Source organism: Aquabacterium sp. T101, from assembly GCF_057219775.1.
Window position 1 is genome coordinate 26,655 of record NZ_JBXVVZ010000005.1, and the last position, 17,846, is coordinate 44,500.

16 protein-coding genes are annotated in these 17,846 nt (G+C 73.2%); 4 read left to right on the forward strand and 12 right to left on the reverse strand.

Annotation, left to right across the window (positions count from 1 at the left end; genetic code table 11):
- Positions 1–33: 33 nt before the first annotated feature.
- Complete coding sequence (locus AC2EAQ_RS13670; protein WP_484644886.1) at positions 34–702, reverse strand: hypothetical protein; 669 nt, start codon at positions 700–702, stop codon at positions 34–36.
- Positions 703–864: 162 nt separating this feature from the next.
- Between AC2EAQ_RS13670 and AC2EAQ_RS13675 the strand changes: the two genes are divergently transcribed.
- The gene (locus AC2EAQ_RS13675) at positions 865–1,134 is read left to right on the forward strand and encodes a hypothetical protein (RefSeq protein ID WP_484644887.1); all 270 of its coding nucleotides are present in this window, start codon (positions 865–867) and stop codon (positions 1,132–1,134) included.
- 22 nt (positions 1,135–1,156) lie between these two features.
- Here the strand turns inward: AC2EAQ_RS13675 and AC2EAQ_RS13680 are convergent, their stop codons facing one another.
- The 9 genes from AC2EAQ_RS13680 to AC2EAQ_RS13720 form a co-directional block, all read right to left on the reverse strand.
- On the reverse strand, positions 1,157–2,785 hold the full coding sequence (locus AC2EAQ_RS13680; protein ID WP_484644888.1) for a hypothetical protein: 1,629 nt from the start codon (positions 2,783–2,785) through the stop codon (positions 1,157–1,159).
- A gap of 85 nt (positions 2,786–2,870) precedes the next feature.
- Complete coding sequence (locus AC2EAQ_RS13685) at positions 2,871–3,713, reverse strand: alpha/beta fold hydrolase (protein WP_484644889.1); 843 nt, start codon at positions 3,711–3,713, stop codon at positions 2,871–2,873.
- Positions 3,714–3,853: 140 nt separating this feature from the next.
- Positions 3,854–6,016, reverse strand: a complete 2,163-nt coding sequence (locus AC2EAQ_RS13690) for a 3-hydroxybutyrate oligomer hydrolase family protein (protein WP_484644890.1) — start codon at positions 6,014–6,016, stop codon at positions 3,854–3,856.
- 11 nt (positions 6,017–6,027) lie between these two features.
- Complete coding sequence (locus tag AC2EAQ_RS13695; RefSeq protein ID WP_484644891.1) at positions 6,028–7,110, reverse strand: branched-chain amino acid ABC transporter permease; 1,083 nt, start codon at positions 7,108–7,110, stop codon at positions 6,028–6,030.
- Positions 7,107–8,102 carry a branched-chain amino acid ABC transporter permease gene (locus AC2EAQ_RS13700; protein WP_484645068.1) on the reverse strand — a complete coding sequence of 332 codons (996 nt, stop codon included), beginning with the start codon at positions 8,100–8,102 and terminating at the stop codon, positions 7,107–7,109. The genes AC2EAQ_RS13695 and AC2EAQ_RS13700 overlap by 4 nt, the downstream gene beginning before the upstream one ends.
- Positions 8,103–8,208: 106 nt before the next feature.
- Positions 8,209–8,970, reverse strand: a complete 762-nt coding sequence (locus tag AC2EAQ_RS13705; RefSeq protein ID WP_484644892.1) for an ABC transporter ATP-binding protein — start codon at positions 8,968–8,970, stop codon at positions 8,209–8,211.
- Complete coding sequence (locus tag AC2EAQ_RS13710; RefSeq protein WP_484644893.1) at positions 8,967–9,731, reverse strand: ABC transporter ATP-binding protein; 765 nt, start codon at positions 9,729–9,731, stop codon at positions 8,967–8,969. The genes AC2EAQ_RS13705 and AC2EAQ_RS13710 overlap by 4 nt, the downstream gene beginning before the upstream one ends.
- A 101-nt stretch (positions 9,732–9,832) precedes the next feature.
- Entirely contained in the window at positions 9,833–11,035 is a 1,203-nt protein-coding gene (locus AC2EAQ_RS13715; RefSeq protein WP_484645069.1) for a substrate-binding domain-containing protein, read from the reverse strand.
- Positions 11,036–11,242: 207 nt separating this feature from the next.
- A complete protein-coding gene (locus tag AC2EAQ_RS13720; protein WP_484644894.1) occupies positions 11,243–11,698 on the reverse strand; it encodes a hypothetical protein in 456 nt (151 codons plus the stop codon).
- Between the two features lie 148 nt (positions 11,699–11,846).
- Here AC2EAQ_RS13720 and AC2EAQ_RS13725 point away from each other — a divergent pair, with 148 nt between their 5' ends.
- Positions 11,847–13,322: an SLC13 family permease gene (locus AC2EAQ_RS13725; protein WP_484644895.1), complete on the forward strand. Its 1,476-nt coding sequence runs from the start codon at positions 11,847–11,849 to the stop codon at positions 13,320–13,322.
- A gap of 104 nt (positions 13,323–13,426) precedes the next feature.
- Complete coding sequence (locus AC2EAQ_RS13730) at positions 13,427–14,647, forward strand: glycerate kinase family protein (RefSeq protein ID WP_484644896.1); 1,221 nt, start codon at positions 13,427–13,429, stop codon at positions 14,645–14,647.
- A 9-nt stretch (positions 14,648–14,656) separates the two neighbouring features.
- Here AC2EAQ_RS13730 and AC2EAQ_RS13735 read toward each other — a convergent pair whose 3' ends face one another.
- On the reverse strand, positions 14,657–15,370 hold the full coding sequence (locus tag AC2EAQ_RS13735; RefSeq protein WP_484644897.1) for an alpha/beta fold hydrolase: 714 nt from the start codon (positions 15,368–15,370) through the stop codon (positions 14,657–14,659).
- Positions 15,367–16,848, reverse strand: coding sequence for a sigma-54 interaction domain-containing protein (locus AC2EAQ_RS13740; RefSeq protein WP_484644898.1), 1,482 nt, complete (start codon positions 16,846–16,848; stop codon positions 15,367–15,369). The genes AC2EAQ_RS13735 and AC2EAQ_RS13740 overlap by 4 nt, the downstream gene beginning before the upstream one ends.
- A 56-nt stretch (positions 16,849–16,904) precedes the next feature.
- On the opposite strand from AC2EAQ_RS13740, the gene AC2EAQ_RS13745 reads away from it, so the two are divergent.
- Complete coding sequence (locus tag AC2EAQ_RS13745) at positions 16,905–17,756, forward strand: endonuclease/exonuclease/phosphatase family protein (RefSeq protein WP_484644899.1); 852 nt, start codon at positions 16,905–16,907, stop codon at positions 17,754–17,756.
- Positions 17,757–17,846 lie beyond the last annotated feature (90 nt).

Genomic DNA, 17,846 nt, shown 5'->3' on the forward strand with positions numbered 1-17,846 from the left:
GGCGATTGTGTCACCGGGCCTTGCGGCGGCGCGTCAGCGACGGCGCCACCACCACGTCAGCAGCAGCATCGCCAGCCCGACACCGAGCGCGGGCAGCGACAGCAGCGTCTCGCGCCAGCGCGGCCGGGCCACGCCCTGCCACACCTCCACGCGCAGCGACTCCACCTGCAGGTTGCGGGCGCTGACCAGGGCCACCACCGGCAGGGCCTGCCGGTCCGAGCTGAAGCTGGTGCCGCCCGAAGCCACGGTGAACTCCAGCGCCTCGCCGGCCCGCGCCAGGTCGCGCCCGATGCCGGTGACCGGGTCGACACGGTCCTGCGTGCCGCCGTCGCTGAGCTCAATGCGCCAGCCCGCCTGCCACAGCGACGTCACCGCGCCGTCGGCCAGCGCCCGGCCGCGCAGGTGCATCACCACCGTGTACGGGTTGCGGCCGGGGCCGACGTCCAGCGGCGGCCCGGCCCAGTCCACGGTGTCGGCCATCAGCGCACTGACGAGCTTGGACTCGCCGGGCAGCGGCGCGCTGGGCCGGTGGCGCGCATAGCGGGCCACCACCTCGGCGGGCACCACGAACTCGGCCACGCGCTGCTTGCCGAACACGGCGTCCGGCGCGTCGGCAGCGTGCGCGGCGGGCAGCAGCGGCACCGCGAGGCACCACGCCGCGGCGAGCGTCGCGATGCGTCGGTGCAGGGCAGGCGGGGTCAAGGGCGGTCCTCCGGCGTGCCATTGTTCCCGAACGCTGCAGGGGCATCCCGCGCGGCACCCCGATCGCGCCTATGCTCGGCCACACCCGCGACAACCCAGACAACGACAGGTTCGCCCTGCGCCCTTCGGCCCGTTGATCCGTTGCCCGCCCGAAAGGCTGCCATGTGGTTTCTCGTCACCGTCGTCAAGGGCAGCCGCCACTACGAGCCCGACTCGCCCATCGGCAACCGCGTGCTGATCTCGGACACGTCCGAGATGGTGATCTCGGGCCGCGCCTCCTACCACTCGAGCTACAACTTCGAGGCGCGCCAGGGCAACGAGAGCTTCATCGTCAGCGAGTTCGCGGGCAAGCCCGGTTCCGACGTGCTGACCGCGAGGTTCCTCGACATGGCGCGCCAGATGGGCGCGGTGATGGTGGCGGCGCCGGCCTGACGCGCCGGGTCCGCGTGCCGCCTCAGGGAGTGTGGCACCGGGCCAGCAGGGCGGTCTCGGTGGCGGGGTCGTCGAGGAAGTTCAGGGCCTGCTGCAGCGCCAGCACATGGTCGGGCGGCGTCTCGCTCATGGCGAAGCCCTTCATGAAGTCCGACCAGTAGAGCGTGTGCGTGAAGACCCGGCGCAGCAGGCATGTGCCGAAGAGGCCGCCCTGCCGGCGGATGGTGACCTTGACGTCGGCCACGCCGGGGCCGAAGTCCCTGGCGATGGGGCCCGAGATGAGGTCGCCGAGCAGGAACCAGAACGGCGTCGACGCGTCGTGGATGTTGGTCCAGCGCACCGGCGCCATCGCGGCGCCGTGGTGGGTTCTCCACTGGCCGCTGCCCTTGGGGTACTCGTGAATGAAGGACGGCGGGCCGGGCAAGTCACGGGTGCCCGTGGGCTCGAGCACCGGCGGACACCTCAGGGTCTCGCGCATCAGGATGCTGTTTCGCAGGCCTTCCAGACTGTCCGCCAGCAGGAACTCCGCATGGGTGAGGGGGCTGCCCAGCGTCACCAGGTCGGAGATCAGCCAGGCGCTCCGGCGCTGCGTGTTGCCGACGGTCAGGGGGGTGGCAGCGAGCACCTTGAACAGATCCCGCTGGCTCTGGCGGTAGGCCGCGAGCTTGCCGGGGATCTCGGCCGGCCGGGGCTTGCGCGAGAAGTCGCTGACCTTGCTGCGGTCCTCGGGCCTCAGGGTGACTTCCTCGAACTTGTAGCCCGCGGCCCCCAGCAGTTCGTCGCTCGCCTTCTCGCAGGCCCTGAGGGCCTTGTGCAGCGCCGAGTCGGTGGGCGTGAGGATCTTCTGTGCGGCCTGTGCCCAGGCCAGCAGGACCAGGTCGTGGGCGAGGATGCTGCCCAGGCTGTGCCCGGCCACGATGATGCGGCCGTACTCGCCCGACGCCGCCAGTTCGTCCAGCAGCTTGAGCCCGCGCTGCCGGGCTTCCTGCCGAACCCGGATGTTGCGCGGTGCCGCACTGACATAGCGGGCGACGTCGCCGAAGGAGGTGGTCAGGAAGCCCTTCACGCCCCACCCGAACACCGCCAGCAGGGCCGTCACGACGGCCCAGCCGTCCCAGGCCAGCAATGCGCCCGGCAGGCTGCCCGCGAGCGGGTCGCTGCCCCGGTTCTCGACGAAGGCCGCCCATGCGGTGGCGGCTGCGCTGATCCCCAGCGCGATGACCAGGACCCACAGCAGCATCCACACCAGGCGCATGCGCGACGGGACCTTCAGGCGCCACAGCAGGGTGACGAACCATTGGAGGAAGTCGCCCCACGTGGTGTCGGTGGTGAGGTCGGCCCAATGCAGCTCGAAGAAGTCCGCCCGTTGTCCGCGGAGCTTGGCGTCGGCCGGATGCCGGGCGCGGGCGGTCGTGATGCGCCGGAGTTCCGAAGACCCGGACATGGTGTCGGGCTTGGTCCAGACGTCCCAGGGGTCGTGATCGACCTTGGACTCCACGTCGCGGAACAGGTCCCTGTTGCGCTGCCAGGCCGCCACCACGAAGCTGCGCAGGGTCTGCATCGGCTTCTGTTCGCCCATGCCGTGGATGACCACCACCGCAATCTTGGGGTCCTGAACGGCGGCGTCTCTTCGCGCTTCGACCATGGCCATGGTGGCAGCCTCCCGGCAATCCGGGTCGCAGTCTATCGACCGTGCGCAGCGCGTCGATCCCTATACGAGAGGATGGCGCGCCGGTTCAATGCCCGGCCAGGAACCGCTCCACCAGTCCGAACTGCGCCGGCGTGTTCAGCGCCGGGGCGTGGCCGCAGCCGTCGATCTCCACCACCACCGCGCGCGGGCCGCGCTGGCGCATCTGCTCGGCGGTGCCGGGCAGCAGCAGGTCGCTGTCCTTGCCGCGCAGGCACAGCACCGGGATGTCGAGCGAGTCCCACTCGGCCCAGCGCTCGTAGTCGTCGGGGCGGGTCTCGAACTGGCGCACCATCGCCGGGTCGTAGTGCGGTGTCACGCGGCCGTCGGGCAGGCGCCGCACCGAAGTCTCGGTCAGGCGCCGCCACTGCGCGTCGCTGAGCCAGCCGTAAGGCTTGTAGACGGTGCGGAAGTACTGCTCCAGCTCGGTCACCGTGGCAAAGGCCGCGGGCGAACCGGCATAGCTGCGGATGCGCTCGATGGCCGCGCGCGCCAGGCTCGGGCCGTTGTCGTTGAGCACGAGCCGCTCGATGCGGCCGCGCAGCGCGCCGGCCGCGGCCACCAGGCCGATGGCGCCGCCCATCGACGTGCCGACCCAGGCGCAGCGCGGCACGGCCAGCGTGTCGAGCAGCGCAGTGGCCAGCCGCGCGTAGAAGTCGAGGCAGTACTCGTCGTCGGGCGCGGGGCTCCACTGCGACAGGCCGCGCCCGATCGTGTCCGGGCACAGCACGCGCCAGCCGTGGCCGGCGAGGTGCGCGGCCAGGTCGTCCATGTCGCGCCCGGTGCGCGCCAGCCCGTGCCAGGCCACGACCACCGGGTGGCCCGGGTCGCCCCAGGCCGTGAGGTGGAGTTCGCGGCCGAGGCAGCGGACGTAGTGCGACGACGGCTGCATCTCAGTTCTCCATGTCGCCTGCCACCACCCGCGACGCATGAGCCCGACGCATCAAGCGGACGCCGCGGACGGGCTTCGCCCGGCCGCCGGGGTCGCCCCCTGGAGGGGGAGCGCCGAAGGCGCTTCGGGGCTGGTTCATTTCAGTCGGGCACGACCAGGGTGTTGCCGCGCATGGTGATCGCGTCGGCGGTGGCCGGCACGGCGGCGATCGGCGGCACGTTGGCGGCCGTCAGCGCGGGGGCCGCACCCGGCGTGCCGCCGCGCGGCAGGGTGCGCACCACCTGGCTCTTCGGCAGCGGCGCGCCCTCGGCCAGGTGCGCCCACATCGCGTCGAGCGCACGGAACAGGTAGATGTGCAGCGACACGTAGCGCGTGTCGTAGCCCGGCAGCACGGTGGGCAGGCCGATGAAGCCGTCGAAGTGCTGCGCGTTCGTGACCTCGATGTACGCGAGGCGGCTGCGGCGGCCGTCCACCACCTTGTGGAAGGCGGTGTAGGCGCGGCCGGCGTGGTTCACCGGCAGCAGCGCGTCGGCGCGGCCCTGCACCACGATGGCCGGGCGGCCGCGCAGCTCGCCGCTGCGGGTGGCCTCGCCGATGCCCTCGCGCAGCGCCTTGGCGCGCGCGTCGCTGCCGTCGAGCAGGCCGCGCAGGCACAGCGCGCCGTCGACGTTCATGTCGAACGCGCCGGTGCTCGGGCTGACCGAGCCCACGTCGCGCCGCGGCCCGCCCACCGAGCGGTCGTTGATCAGCGCCACGCCCGACGACGGCGGCACGCCGTTGCCGGTGGCGAACATGCCGGCCAGCGCGGCCGGCGCCAGCGGCGTGGGCAGGTTGGTCGCCGGGTTGACCGCGCCGTAGCTGTAGCCGCACAGCGACTCGGTGACCGACGCGCGCGCATACGCATTGGCGAAGGTCACGCTCACCGCCGACGGGATCTCGAACGCCGCGCTCGACGCATGCAGTGCGTCGCTGTCGGGCTCCCAGCCGCGGGCGCGCAGCTTGCCCAGCGCCTCGCTGGCCTGCGCGGCGGTGGTGTCGGCCGTGAGCCAGCCCTTGGCGCGCAGCGACGCGCAGCGGTTGCCGGCCAGGAAGCCGAACAGCGCGGCATAGCTGCCCTGGAACGGCGTGCCCGCCAGTTCCGGCGCGAGGCCGGCGCAGGGCTGGTACAGGTTGGCCCAGGTCATGTAGTCGTACAGCGGCAGGCCGGCGGCGGCCACGCGCGTGCCGCCGCGCTCGATGTGGAACAGGCCCGGCACCTGCGGCAGCTGCACCGCCGGCTCGGTGACCGCGATCCCGTCGATCAGGCCGCGGTGGTCCTGCTCGGCCGCGGCCAGCGCGGCGCCACCGCCGTTGGAGATGGACGACGCGATGACGCGCGTGTTGCGCTTGTGGATCGTGGGCGCCTTGCGGCCGTGGCCGGCGGCCTGTCCGTAGCGCTCGTTGAGCACCCAGAACGCGAACTCGATGGCCTGCAGCGTGCTGCGGCCCCAGTCGCGCTCCGGGTTGGCCTGCGAGTGGGCGTGCTTGAACGCGTAGCGGTCGGGCGTGAGCGCGTTGAAGGCGTTGCGCTCGGCGTCGGTCAGCGGCGCGCGGAACGCGGCCGCGCCGCCGGCGGCGACGGCCGTGGTGCGCGTGCCGTCGATCAGCGGCACGGTGTCGGCCATCAGGTCGTGCGGCGCGGCGCCGGTGCCCTTGTCGCTGTAGGCCACGGCGCAGCCCTTCTTCAGGCCCCACTCGCCGGTGGAGATCGCGCCGTAGACGCCGCGCGAGCCCGAAAAGGTGGCGCTGACGATGCACGGCCGCTTCGGGTCGAAGTGCGCCGGCACCTGCACCATCAGCGTCACGTGGCGCGCGCCCTTGCCGTCGCTGGCGAAGGCGATCGCCTCGATGCCGGCGATCTTGCCGTCGCCGCTGCCGGGCGTGCCCGGCGTCGTGACGTTCGGGCCGTAGAAGACGCCATAGCCGCCGGCGGTGGTCATGTCCACCAGCGCGCGGTAGTTGTTCCAGATCGCGTTGCGGCGCAGCTCGGCCGCGGTGGGCGCCAGCGCATTGGCGTAGCCCGGGGCCAGCGGGCTGGCCAGCCCGGCGGCGCCCAGGCCCGCGGTCAGCAGGTCGTCGTTGACACCGTCGTAGGCGGTCATGCGCACCGGGCCGGACACGAAGCCCGGCAGCGGGTTCGGGCCGGTGTGCGGCGAGGCCTTGCCGTCGGCCAGCGCGGGCGCGGGCAGGGTGGCGACGACTGCCGCGGCGGCCAGGGCCAGCGGCAGGCGATGCGGTATGCGTTTCGGGAGGCGGGCGGACATGGGCGGTCTCCTCATCGGGGGGTGGCGGCGCCGCCGGGGCTGCGCAGCGCGCGCAGCCGGCCGACGATGCCGGTGGGGAAGTGATAGACGGACAGCACGAACAGCACGCCCAGCCAGAGCAGCCAGCGGTCGGGCGTGAACACGGCCCCCACCACCGGCACGCCCTCGAGCGCGCCGCCGGCGAGGCGAAGCAGGTCCTGCAGGTAGTTCTGCGCCAGCACGAACAGTGCCGAGCCGACCACCGCGCCGTACAGCGTGCCCATGCCGCCGATCACGACGATGAGCAGGATGTCGAGCATGATCTCGAACGACAGCGTGGTGTCCGGGCCGGTGTAGCGCAGCGTCAGCGCGAGCAGCGCGCCGGCCACGGTGGCGAAGCCCGCGGCCAGCACGTTGGACACCGTGCGGTAGACCACCGTGCGAAAGCCGATCGCCTCGGCGCGGAAGTCGTTCTCGCGGATCGCCTGCAGCACGCGGCCGAAGGGCGAGTTGACGATGCGCAGCAGCGCCAGGAACAGCACCGCCGTGGCGGCGAACAGCAGGTAGTAGGCGAGCAGGCGGCCGTTGACGGCGACGCCCAGCCACTCGGCCTCGAAGCCGGGCGACAGCCACTCCGGGTTGCGGAAGGTCAGGCCGTCCTCGCCGCCGGTCAGGTCCGACAGCTGCGAGGCCAGGGTCTGGAACGCCGCGGCCACCGCCAGCGTGACCATCGCGAAGAAGATCGCCTTGACGCGCAGGCTGAACAGCCCGATCAGCAGCGACAGCGCCAGCGACAACGCCAGCGCGATGCCCAGGCCCAGCGCCACCGCATCCCAGCCCGGCCCCATGCGCGCGCTGGCGATCGCCACGCCGTAGGCGCCGAGGCCGAAGAACATCGTGTGCGCGAAGCTGACGATGCCGGTGTAGCCCAGCAGCAGGTCGTAGCTGGCCACCAGCAGCACGAACACCAGCACCTTGGACGCCACGCCCAGCGCCTTGCTGCCCGGGAACAGGAAGGGCGCGAAGGCCAGCGCCAGCACCACGACCAGCAGCATCGCGGCGAGCCAGCGGCTGCGCGGCAGGTCGTGCGACAGCAGGCGGCGGATCGCGTTCATCGGGAGGTCACCGGGTACAGGCCGCGCGGGCGCCACAGCAGCACCGCCACCATCAGCGCGATGTTCGACACCAGCGCCACCTTCGGCGCCATGAAGCCGGTGTAGTTGGCCACCAGGCCCACCAGCACCGCGCCCACCAGCGCACCGAGCGTGGAGCCCAGGCCGCCGATGATGATGACGATGAAGATCAGCACGTTGACCTGCGCGCCGATCTGCGGCACCACGCTCTGCTGGTACAGCCCCCACAGCACGCCGCCCAGGCCGGCCAGCGCGCTGCCGGTGACGAACACGCCGACGAACAGGCGCTCGATGCGGTAGCCCAGCGCCTGCACCATCTCGCGGTTCTCGACGCCCGCGCGCACCAGCAGGCCGACCTTGGTGCGCGCCAGCACCCAGGCCAGCGCCACGAACACCAGCACGCCGATGCCGGTGGCCAGCACGCGGTACTTCTCGATCACGGCGTCGCCGACGACGAACGATCCGCGCAGCGACTCGGGCAGCGGCAGCGGGATCGGCACCGGCCCCCACAGCGCCTTGATCAGTTCCTCGCCGACGATCATGCCGCCCATGGTGATGAGGATCTGCTTGAGGTGGTTGCCGTACACCGGCCGCACCACGACGCGCTCGAACGCGAGGCCCAGGCCGCCGGCGGCGAGCATGGCCGCGCCGATGGCGGCGAACACCGCGATCAGGTTGGCGCCCAGCGACGGCGCGTCGACCCAGCCCTGCATCGCGCCGAGCGTGGACACGGCCACGTAGGCGCCCAGCGCGAGGAACACGCCGTGGCCGAAATTGAGCACGTCCATCAGGCCGAACACCAGCGTGAGGCCCGACGCGACGATGAACACGATGGTGCCCATGGCCAGGCCGGCCACCGTGAGCGTGAGCCAGGTGCTGGCGCTGCCGCCGCTGGCCAGCACGGCGGGCAGCGCGCCCAGCGCCACCGCGGCCAGCAGCCACAGCGGTCGGGTGTCGAAGGCCGCGCGCGGCACGGCGGCGGCGTCGGCGGGGGAAGCGGCGGCCGGCACGGCGGGGGTCACTGGGGTACCTTCGTGCTGCGCACTGCGGTGCGAGCCCCTTCGGGCGGCCGGGCGGGGCTCATGCGTGCGCCTCCAGCGACAGGCCGAGCAGGCGCTGCTGCAGCGCGTCGTCGGCGGCCAGGTCGGCCATCGACCCGGCATGCACCACGCGGCCGCCGTCCATCACCGCCACATGCTCGCCCAGCGCCGTGGCCATGGCCACGTTCTGCTCCACCAGCAGCACGGTGGTGCGGTCCTCGGCCTGCACCTGGCGCAGCGCGGCCACGAGGTTGTCGACGATGGCCGGCGCGAGGCCCTTGCTCGGCTCGTCCACCAGCAGCAGCGCGCGCGGCTCGACGATGGCGCGCGCCACCGCCAGCATCTGCTTCTGCCCGCCCGACAGCTTGCCGGCGGGGTAGAGCCAGAACTTCCGCAGCGCGGGGAAGAAGTCGAAGATGCGCGCGAGCCGCGCGGCGTCGAGGTCGGCCTCGCGGCGCGCGCCGCGCGCGGCCAGCAGCAGGTTGTCGCGCACCGTGAGGTCGCCGAAGATGGCCATGCTCTCGGGCACGTAGGCGATGCCGGCGCGCGCGATGTCGGCGGTGTGGCGGCCGTCGATGCGCTGGCCGCCGAAGGTGATGCTGCCGGCCGAGGCGCGCCACAGGCCCATCACCGTGCGCAGCGTGGTCGTCTTGCCGGCGCCGTTGCGGCCCAGCAGCACGGTGATCGCGCCTGCGGGCACCGACAGGTCCACGCCGTGCAGGATGTGATACGCGTCGATGTGCGTGTGCACGCCGCGCAGCTCGAGCGCGGCGGCCGCCGCGGGCGCAGCTGCGACGCTCATGCCGGCTCCTTCACCGCGGCGCGGCCGAGGTAGGCTTCCTGCACCACGGCCGAGGCCATCACGGTGGCCGGGTCGCCGTCGGCCACCAGCCGGCCCTGGTGCAGCACCACGATGCGGTCGGCCAGCTCGCGCACCACGTCCATCTTGTGCTCCACCAGCAGGATCGTGCGGTCGCCACCGGCCTTGAGCGAGCGGATCAGGTCCAGCACCACCGGCGCGTCGTCGGCGCTCATGCCGGCGGTGGGCTCGTCGAACAGGTACACCTTGGGGTCGAGCGCGATCAGCAGCGCCACCTCCAGCTTGCGCTGGTCGCCGTGCGGCAGTTCGGCCGCCAGCGCGTCGCGCTGCGGCGCGAGCTTCACGCGCTCCAGCAGCGCCATCGCCTCGTCGATCCACTCGCGACGGTCCAGCCACACGCGCCACAGGTCGATGCCGTGGCCCTGCGAGCGGCGCGCCTGCACCGCCAGGCGCACGTTCTCCAGCACGCTCAGGCGCGCGAACAGCTGCGTGAGCTGGAACGCGCGCCCGAGGCCGCGCCGCGTGCGCAGCGGCGCCGGCAGCGCGGTGATGTCCTCGCCGTCGAGCCACACCTGCCCCGCACTGGCCGGCAACTGCCCCGACACCAGGTTGAAGTAGGTGGTCTTGCCCGCCCCGTTGGGCCCCACGATGGCCGTGAGCTGCCCCGGCGCGAAGGCGCACGACACCGCATCGACGGCCACGTGGCCGCCGAAGCGGATCGTCAAGTCGCGAGTCTCGAGCATGGTGGAGTTCACTGCCCAGCCCACACCGCGGATCCGGCTCCGCCGGTCCGCCGGTGTGGCCCCCTTGAGGGGGAGCGGCGAAGCCGCAACGGGGGTGGTCGTTATCGCTTGTTGCGGATGGGGACGTTCATGTCCTCGGGCTTGATCTCGCGCACCAGCTCCGGCACGCCCCACTCGAAGGCCGGGTCCACCTTCACCTTGAAGTGGTACATCGACTGCATCGCCTGGTGGTCTTCCTTGCGGAAGGTCATCTTCCCCTTGGGTGTCTCGAAGCTCATGCCTTCCATCGTGGCGATCAGCTTCTCGGTGTTGGTGTCGCCCTTGGTCCTCTTCAGCGCCTCGACCACCGCGATGGCCGCGCTCATGCCGCCGGCGGTGAAGAAGTCCGGCGGCGACTTGAACTGCTTGTAGTGGTTGGCCACCAGCCACTCGTTGGCCGGGTTCTTGGGGATGCCGAAGTAGTAGTACAGCGCGCCTTCCATGCCCGGCACGCGCTTGAACAGCGTCATCGCCGGCAGGATGTTGCCGCCGGTGGCCAGCGTGATGCCGTAGCGCTGCGGCTCCAGGTCGAGCATCTTGAACGGCACGGCCAGGTTGCCGGCCCAGATGATGAACACCACCTTGCGCCCGGGCTGGCCCTTGAGGCGGTCGAAGATGCGCTGCGCGGCGGCGGTGATGTCGGTGGCGTTCTGCGGCACGTACTCCTCGTGCACGACCTTGGCCTTCTTGATCGCGTCCTTGAAGGCCTTGGTGCCGTCACGGCCGAAGGCGTAGTCCTGCGCGAGCGTGGCGATGGACACGCCGTCCTGGTCGAACGCGGCGGCATTGGCCAGCGCGTCCTGCGTGCTGCTGCGGCCGGTGCGGAAGATGTAGCGGTTCCACTTGTCGCCGGTGATCGAGTCGGCCACGGCCGGCTCCACCAGCAGGATCTTCTTGTACTCCTCGGCCACCGGCAGCATGGCCAGCGCGACGCCCGAGCCGGTGGTGCCCACCGCGATGTCCACCTTGTCGTCGCCGTAGGCGGCAGCGAGCAGGTTCTTGCCCACGTCGGGCTTGCCCTGGTCGTCCTTCTCGATCACCACCAGCTTCTTGCCGGCCACGGTCATCGTGCCGCCGGTGGCGTAGTCCAGGCCCATCATGAAGCCCACCGACGATTGCTTGGCATAGGCCTCGAGCGGGCCCGTCTTGCCGTTGATGTGGGCGATGCGGATCTCGTTCTTGCCGGCCTGCGCCAGGGTGGCGGTCGGTGCGGCGAGCACGGCGGCGCCGGTGGCCAGGAGCGCGGCGAGCGCGCGGCGGGACAGGTGGTTCATGGGTCGTGTCTCCTGCGTGGAAGCCGCAGGAGGTGCACGCCACGTGCCAGAACGCGGCGGGCTAGGGGAAGTCCCGAGACGCCCTGGGTACCGAGGGCCGGCGCACCCGCGCGCCGGCGCGCGGGTGCCGCCGCACTGTCCGCACTTCCGACAGCGCCGTGCCGGCACTGTGCGGAAATCAGGCAGGCGGCAGGCGCCTCAGCGCCAGCCCAGCACGTCGTGGCCCTTCTCGCCGAGGCAGCGTTCCACGTACTCCTGGTACACGTCGTCCGGGTCGTTCCACTCCAGCAGGGTCTTGGTCGCGATGCCGGCGGCGCCGCCGGCGGCGCCCGCGCGGGCACGCGCCCAGGCGTCCTTGCTGCCGGCGACCACAGAGCCCACGGCGGTGCCGACGAAGCCGATCAGGCCGGCGCGGCCGCTGGCGCCGGCCACCTGCGTGGTGCTGCGGCCGTTCAGACCGACGGCGGTGCGGGCCCGGTCGCGGCAGGCGGCCACGTCGCGCGAGACGCGCTCGGGCTGTGCCGCGGCGAGCGACTCCTTGGTGTAGACGACCGGCTGGCTGGTGGCGCAGGCGCCGAGCAGGGCCGCCGCGCCCAGCGCGAGGCCCAGGCGGGCGGCGAGGCGGGCGGCAGGACGGATGGTGGCGAGGGGCATGGGGGTCTCCCGGTGGGTCGATGCCTGCACAGAGCACCGACCCCGCCGGCTGATACATGCCGCCGACCGGCCGGCCGCGATGTATCGCGGGCGGCCGCGCCTGCTCTGTGACGGGAGGCGCGCGTCGCGCCACCGTCTGGAGCCCCCGATGTCCGTTGCTACCGTCCCGTCCATCCTGCCGGCTGCCCGCGTGGCGTCGTCCCCGTCCTCCGACGCCGGGCTGCCGGCCGCGCTGCCGGCCGGGCGCGCCCTGCGCTGGGCCGCGGCGGCGAGCCTGGCCGCCGCCACCGCGGCGGCGCTGGCGTTCGGCGTGCCGCACTGGCCCGACGCCGCGCGCCTGACGCTGGGCATCTTCGCGCTGGCCATCGTGGCGTGGACCGTGCTCGGCCTGGACGACACGCCGGTGGCGCTGTGCGCCCTGCTGGCCCTGGCCGGCCTCGGCCTGGTACCGGCCGAGCGCGTGTTCGACGGCCTCGGCAGCAGCCTCGTGTGGCTGATGATCGGCGCCTTCGTGCTGTCGGCGGCGCTCACGCACAGCGGGCTGGCGCAGCGTTGCGCGCTGCGCGCCGTGGCCGGCTCGGCCACCGTGGGCGCGCTGCTGTGGCGCCTGACCTGGGTGGTGGCGGCCACGGCCTTCGTGGTGCCGTCCACGTCGGGTCGGGCGGCGCTGCTGCTGCCGCTGTTCCTGGTGCTGGCGCAGGCCCTGGGCGACCCGCGGCTGTCCCGGGCTCTGGCGCTGCTGTTCGCCAGCACCATCCTGCTGTCGGCCGGCGCGGCACTGCCGGCTGCCGGCGCCCATCTCGTGGCGGTGGACTTCCTGCGCGACCTGGGGGCCCCGGCACCGGACTACCTGGACTGGGCCCTGCTGGCCGCCCCGGTGTCGGCGGCTGCCTGCGCCGTGGCCACGGCGCTGATCGGGCGCCTGTTCCTCACGTCCGCCGAGCGCTCGCGGCCCGTGGCCCTGCCGGCTGCGCCCACGGCGCCATGGACCCCGGCGCAGAAGGCCGTGGGCGCCGTGGTCGTGCTCACCATCGCCGGCTGGACCGGCGGCAGCGCGCTCGGGATCGACCCGGCGCTGGTGGCGCTGGCCGGTGCGCTGGCCGCCACCTGCCGGCCGCTGACCGGCGTCACGCTGAAGTCCGCGCTGAAGTCGGTGGAATGGAACCTCGTGGTGTTCCTGGCGGCCACGATGGTGCTGGGCGAGGCGCTGCTGCACAGCGGCGCGGCGCGGCTGCTGGCCGACGCGATGCTGGCGGCACTGCCCCTGCAGGGGCTGGGCCGCGCCGGGCTGCTGGCGCTGGCCTGCGGGGCGGCGCTGGCCTCGCACCTGCTGATCACGTCGCGCACGGCGCGCGCCGTGGTGCTGCTGCCCACGCTGGCGCTGCCGTTGTCGGCCCAGGGCCTCGACCCCGTGCTGCTGGTGATGCTGGTCACGCTGGCCAGCGGCTACTGCCAGACCTTCGTGATCAGCGCCAAGCCGGTGGCGATGTTCGCCGCCACCGAACTGCCGACCTACGGGCACGCCGACCTGGCCCGCCTGTCCGCGGCCCTGGCGCTGCCGGTGGCGGCGCTGTTCCTCGGCGTGGCGGGGTTCGTCTGGCCCTGGATGGGCCTGGTGCGCTGAACGCCGCGGTGGCACGCGCTCACGTCCTGTTGCGTACCGCATGTATCGGCCGGCCCCCTCGCGGCTCTGTGTGTCATCTCTCAACTGCCTGTCCCGGAGCCGTCATGTCCAACGTCGAATACCTGCCCACCGCGTCGCGGCCCTTCACCGTGCTGATCGCGCCGTCGGGCTTCAAGGAGAGCCTGGGCGCCCAGGCGGTGGCCGACCACATGGCCGACGGCGTGCGCCGTGCCATGCCCCAGGCCCGCGTGCTGACGGCGCCGCTGGCCGACGGCGGCGAGGGCTTCACCGCCGCGCTGGTCGACGCCACCGGCGGCACGATGCACCGCTGCGTGGTCACCGGCCCGGTGGGCGACCCGGTGCCGGCGTTCTTCGGATTCCTCGGCGGCCGCGAGCATCGCACCGCGGTGATCGAGATGGCGGCGGCGGCGGGGCTGCGCCTGGTGCCGCGCGACCGGCGCAACCCGATGCTCACCACCAGCCATGGCGTGGGCGAGCTGATCCGCGCCGCGCTCGACGCCGGCGCGCGGCGCATCCTGCTGGGCTGCGGCGACTCGGGCATCAACGACGGCGGCGCCGGCATGGCGCAGGCGCTGGGCGCGCAGCTGCTCGACGCGGAAGGACGTTCCATCGGTCAGGGCGGCGGCGCGCTGGCGTCGCTGCGCCGCATCGACCTGTCGCGGCTGGACCCGCGCCTGGCCACCGTGCAGCTCGACGCGGCGGTGAACTGGCACAACGTGCTGCTGGGCGAGCGGGGCGTGGCCCGCGTGTTCGGCCCGCAGAAGGGCGCCACGCCAGAGCAGGTGCTGGCGCTGGACGCCGCGCTGCAGCGCTATGCGCGCGAAGTGTTCGACGCCACCGGCATGGAGGTGGGCGACATCCCCGGGGGCGGCGCGTCCGGCGGCCTCGGTGCGGGCTTTGCGGCCCTGCTCGGCGGGCGCCTGCATCCGCGCTACGAGATCGTGATGCAGTACCTGGAGCTGGACCACCTGATCGACCAGGCCGACCTGGTGATGACGGCCGAGGGCAGCCTGGACTTCCAGACGCCGCACGGCAAGATTCCGGCCGAGGTGGCGCGCCGTGCCAAGCGCCGCGGCCTGCCGGTGGTGGCGCTGGCCGGCACCATCGGCAAGGGCGTGCGCATCAACCTGGACCACGGCATCGACGCGTTCGCCAGCATCCTCAAGCGTCCCTGCACGCTCGACGAGGCGATCGCCGACGCCGGCAAGCTGCTCACGCGCGCCACCGAGGACGCGATGCGCATGGTGGGCGTGGGCCTGACGCTGGCGCGCCAGGCACCGCGGCGCGTGCCGCGCGCGGCCTGAGCCGCTGCCTCAGGCCAGCGACAGCAGCAGCCGCACCGTCGGCTGCGGCATCGACACCATCGGGAAGTGCCCGGTGGGCAGCACCTCGATGCGCCAGCCTGGCTGCTGCCGCACGCGCGTGCGCATCGCGTCGATGGTCGGGTAGGCCGGCTGGTTGCAGTCGACGAAGCAGCGCGGCAGCGCGGCCCAGCGGGCGGCGTCGAACTGCAGCGGCACGCGGTACATGCCGAACGGGTGCGGCACGTGGCGGCGGCGCAGCCATTCGCGGTCGGCGTCGTCCAGGCCGAAGGCGCCCGGGTCGGGCGGCGGCAGCGCGTTGTCGTGTTCGCGCGCGGCGGCCAGGCGCGCGTTGGCGATCTCCGGCGGGTGGCCGCTGCCCCAGCCCTCGCCGGGCACCGGCACCATCGCGTCCACGTACACCAGCTGCTTCACGCGGCCGGTGCCGCGCGCGGTGAGCCGGTCGGCGGCGCCGGTGATCACCATGCCGCCGTAGCTGTGGCCCACGAGCACGATGTCGGACAGCTCCTCGGCGTCGACGAGGCCGATCACGTCGGCGATGTGGTCGTCCAGCGTGATGCCGGCGTGGCGCAGGTGGGCGCGCTCGCCGTCGCCGGTGAGCGTGACCGCATGCACCTCGTGGCCGGCCGCGCGCAGCGGGCCGAGCACGCGGCGCCACACCCAGGCACCGCCCCAGGCGCCATGCACCAGCACGAAGGTGCTCACCGCACGCTCTCCAGGCCGGGGTAGCGCGCCAGCCGGTCGTACAGCGCGGCACGCGACATCTTCAGCAGCCGGGCCGCGGCCACGCGGTTGCCGCCGGTGGCCCGCAGCGCCTGCGCGATGGCCTCGCGCTCGACGTCGGCCAGCTGGTCGGGCAGCGGGCGCAGCGGGTCGGCCGGGGTGGTGGTCGAGACGGTCGTGGCGGTAGCGCCGAGCGGCGCCGGCGCTGAGGTGGCGGCCGCGCCCAGCGGCGGCAGCTGCGCCGCATGCAGCAGCAGCTCGTCGTGCATCAGCACCGCCTGCTCCAGCACGTTGCGCAGCTCGCGGATGTTGCCGGGCCATGCGTGCGCGGCCAGCGCCTCCAGCGCGTCGGGCGCGAGGCTGCGCACCGGCAGGCCGCTGCGCCGCGCGATGTCGTCCAGCAGCGTCTCGGCCAGCGCCTCGATGTCGTCGCGCCGGTCGCGCAGCGGCGGCAGCGCGATCGGCAGCACGTTCAGGCGGTAGTACAGGTCGGCGCGGAAGCGCCCCTCGGCCACCATCGCGGCGAGGTCGCGGCTGGTGGCGGCGATGACGCGCACGTCCACCGGCTCGACGCGGTTGCTGCCCAGCGGTTCCACCTCGCGCTCCTGCAGCACGCGCAGCAGCTTGCTCTGCAGCGGCAGCGGCATGTCGCCGATCTCGTCGAGGAACAGCGTGCCGCGGTCGGCCAGCTTGAACTTGCCGTCGCGCGCCTTGCGGTCGGCGCCGGTGTAGGCGCCGGGCGCCACGCCGAAGAACTCGGCCTCCAGTAGCGTCTCGGGGATGGCGGCGATGTTGACGCCGACGAAGGGCTGCGCGGCGCGCGCGCCGGCGGCGTGGATCGCCTGCGCCAGCAGCTCCTTGCCGGTGCCGGTTTCGCCCAGCAGCAGCACGGTGCTGTCGGTGCCGGCCACGCGCCGCGCCTGGCGCTTGACCTCCAGCGCGGCGGCGCTGGCGCCGATGAAGCTGGCGATCGTGTACTTGGGCCGCCGCTGCTCGGCGAGCTGGCGCCGCGCCGCGTCCAGCTCGGCCTGCAAGCGGGTGAACTTCGCCATCAGCGGCTGCATCGTGGTCTCGGGGTGGTCCATCAGCACCAGGCCGATGGCGCCGATCACGAGGCCCGACGCGTCGCGCAGCGGCAGCCGGCTGACGAGGAAGGTGCCGGCCTTGTTGGTGAGCAGGTCCACCAGGATCGGGCGTCCGCTGTCGATCACCTGCGGGATCAGCGTGTTGGGGATCACCTCCTCGACGCGATGGCCGACGAACTGCGATTCGGACTCGAAGCCGAGCGCGGGCAGGAAGCTCTTGTAGCCGTCGCTGATCCAGACCACGCGGTGGTCGCGGTCCACCACCAGCATGCCCATCGCGGTGCGCGCGAACACGTCGAACATGCTCTGCGCGGCCAGCTTGAGCAGGCCGTCGGCGTCGTCGGGCAGCAGGGGCGGGCGACCTGGGGTTTGCATCGCCCGGCCACTGTAGCCCAGCGCCCTACCATCGCGCCTCAGGAGGTGCCCGTGGGATGAGGCTGCTGTCTTGGAATATCCAGTGGTGTCGCGGCGTGGATGGCCGGGTCGACCCCGAGCGCATCGCCCGCGTGGCGCGCGAGCTGGCCGACGCCGACGTGATCTGCCTGCAGGAGGTGGCGCGCGGCTTTCCCACGCTGGCCGGCAGCGGCGGCGAGGACCAGTTCGCCCGCCTGGCGGCGGCGTTCCCCGGCTACGCGGCCTTCGAGGGCGTGGCGGTGGACGTGCCGGCCGACGGCGGCGGCCGGGCCCAGTTCGGCAACCTGCTGCTGTCGCGCCTGCCGGTGCGGCAGGTGTGGCGTCACGTGCTGCCCTGGCCGGCCGACCCCGACCATGCCGACATGCAGCGCATGGCGGTGGAAGCCGTGGTGGAGGCGCCGTCGGTGGGCGCGGTGCGCGTGACCACCACGCACCTGGCCTACTACTCCGCGCTGCAGCGCCTGGCGCAGGCCGACGGCCTGCGTGCCCGCCATGCGCAGGCCAGCGGACACGGCACGCCGCCGGCGCGCGCCGACGTATCGCGCGGGCCCTTCCACTGGCGGCCCCATCCGGCGGCCGGCATCGTCTGCGGCGACTTCAACTGCGAGCCGGGCTCGCCGGCCTACGCGCGCATGCTCGAACCCTTTGCCGACGGCACGCCCGCGTTCGTCGATGCCTGGCAGGTGGCCCACCCGGGCCGGCCGCACGACGAGACCGTGGGCCTGTACGACACGGTGCAGTGGCCGCGCCGCTTCGCCTGCGACTTCGTCTTCGTGTCCGCCGACCTGGCGCCGCGCGTGAAGGCGTTGCAGGTGGACGCCGGCAGCGACGCGTCGGACCACCAGGCCGTGGTGCTGACGCTGGGCTAGCCGCTCGCGCGGCCAGCACGCGGCTTTGCGAACGGCTCCCCCGAGCCCCCTCCATGAAGGGGCTCCAGCGTGTTGGACTGCCCCCTCCAG

Excerpts from the sequence above, each read along its gene's own strand:
- AC2EAQ_RS13695 (WP_484644891.1), bottom strand. The coding sequence starts at position 7,110 with ATGAACGCGATCCGCCGCCTGCTGTCGCACGACCTGCCGCGCAGCCGC.
- AC2EAQ_RS13710 (WP_484644893.1), bottom strand. The coding sequence starts at position 9,731 with ATGCTCGAGACTCGCGACTTGACGATCCGCTTCGGCGGCCACGTGGCC.
- AC2EAQ_RS13725 (WP_484644895.1), top strand. The coding sequence starts at position 11,847 with ATGTCCGTTGCTACCGTCCCGTCCATCCTGCCGGCTGCCCGCGTGGCG.
- AC2EAQ_RS13690 (WP_484644890.1), bottom strand. The coding sequence starts at position 6,016 with ATGTCCGCCCGCCTCCCGAAACGCATACCGCATCGCCTGCCGCTGGCC.
- AC2EAQ_RS13740 (WP_484644898.1), bottom strand. The coding sequence starts at position 16,848 with ATGCAAACCCCAGGTCGCCCGCCCCTGCTGCCCGACGACGCCGACGGC.
- AC2EAQ_RS13705 (WP_484644892.1), bottom strand. The coding sequence starts at position 8,970 with ATGAGCGTCGCAGCTGCGCCCGCGGCGGCCGCCGCGCTCGAGCTGCGC.
- AC2EAQ_RS13675 (WP_484644887.1), top strand. The coding sequence starts at position 865 with ATGTGGTTTCTCGTCACCGTCGTCAAGGGCAGCCGCCACTACGAGCCC.
- AC2EAQ_RS13680 (WP_484644888.1), bottom strand. The coding sequence starts at position 2,785 with ATGGCCATGGTCGAAGCGCGAAGAGACGCCGCCGTTCAGGACCCCAAG.
- AC2EAQ_RS13685 (WP_484644889.1), bottom strand. The coding sequence starts at position 3,713 with ATGCAGCCGTCGTCGCACTACGTCCGCTGCCTCGGCCGCGAACTCCAC.
- AC2EAQ_RS13720 (WP_484644894.1), bottom strand. The coding sequence starts at position 11,698 with ATGCCCCTCGCCACCATCCGTCCTGCCGCCCGCCTCGCCGCCCGCCTG.
- AC2EAQ_RS13730 (WP_484644896.1), top strand. The coding sequence starts at position 13,427 with ATGTCCAACGTCGAATACCTGCCCACCGCGTCGCGGCCCTTCACCGTG.
- AC2EAQ_RS13745 (WP_484644899.1), top strand. The coding sequence starts at position 16,905 with ATGAGGCTGCTGTCTTGGAATATCCAGTGGTGTCGCGGCGTGGATGGC.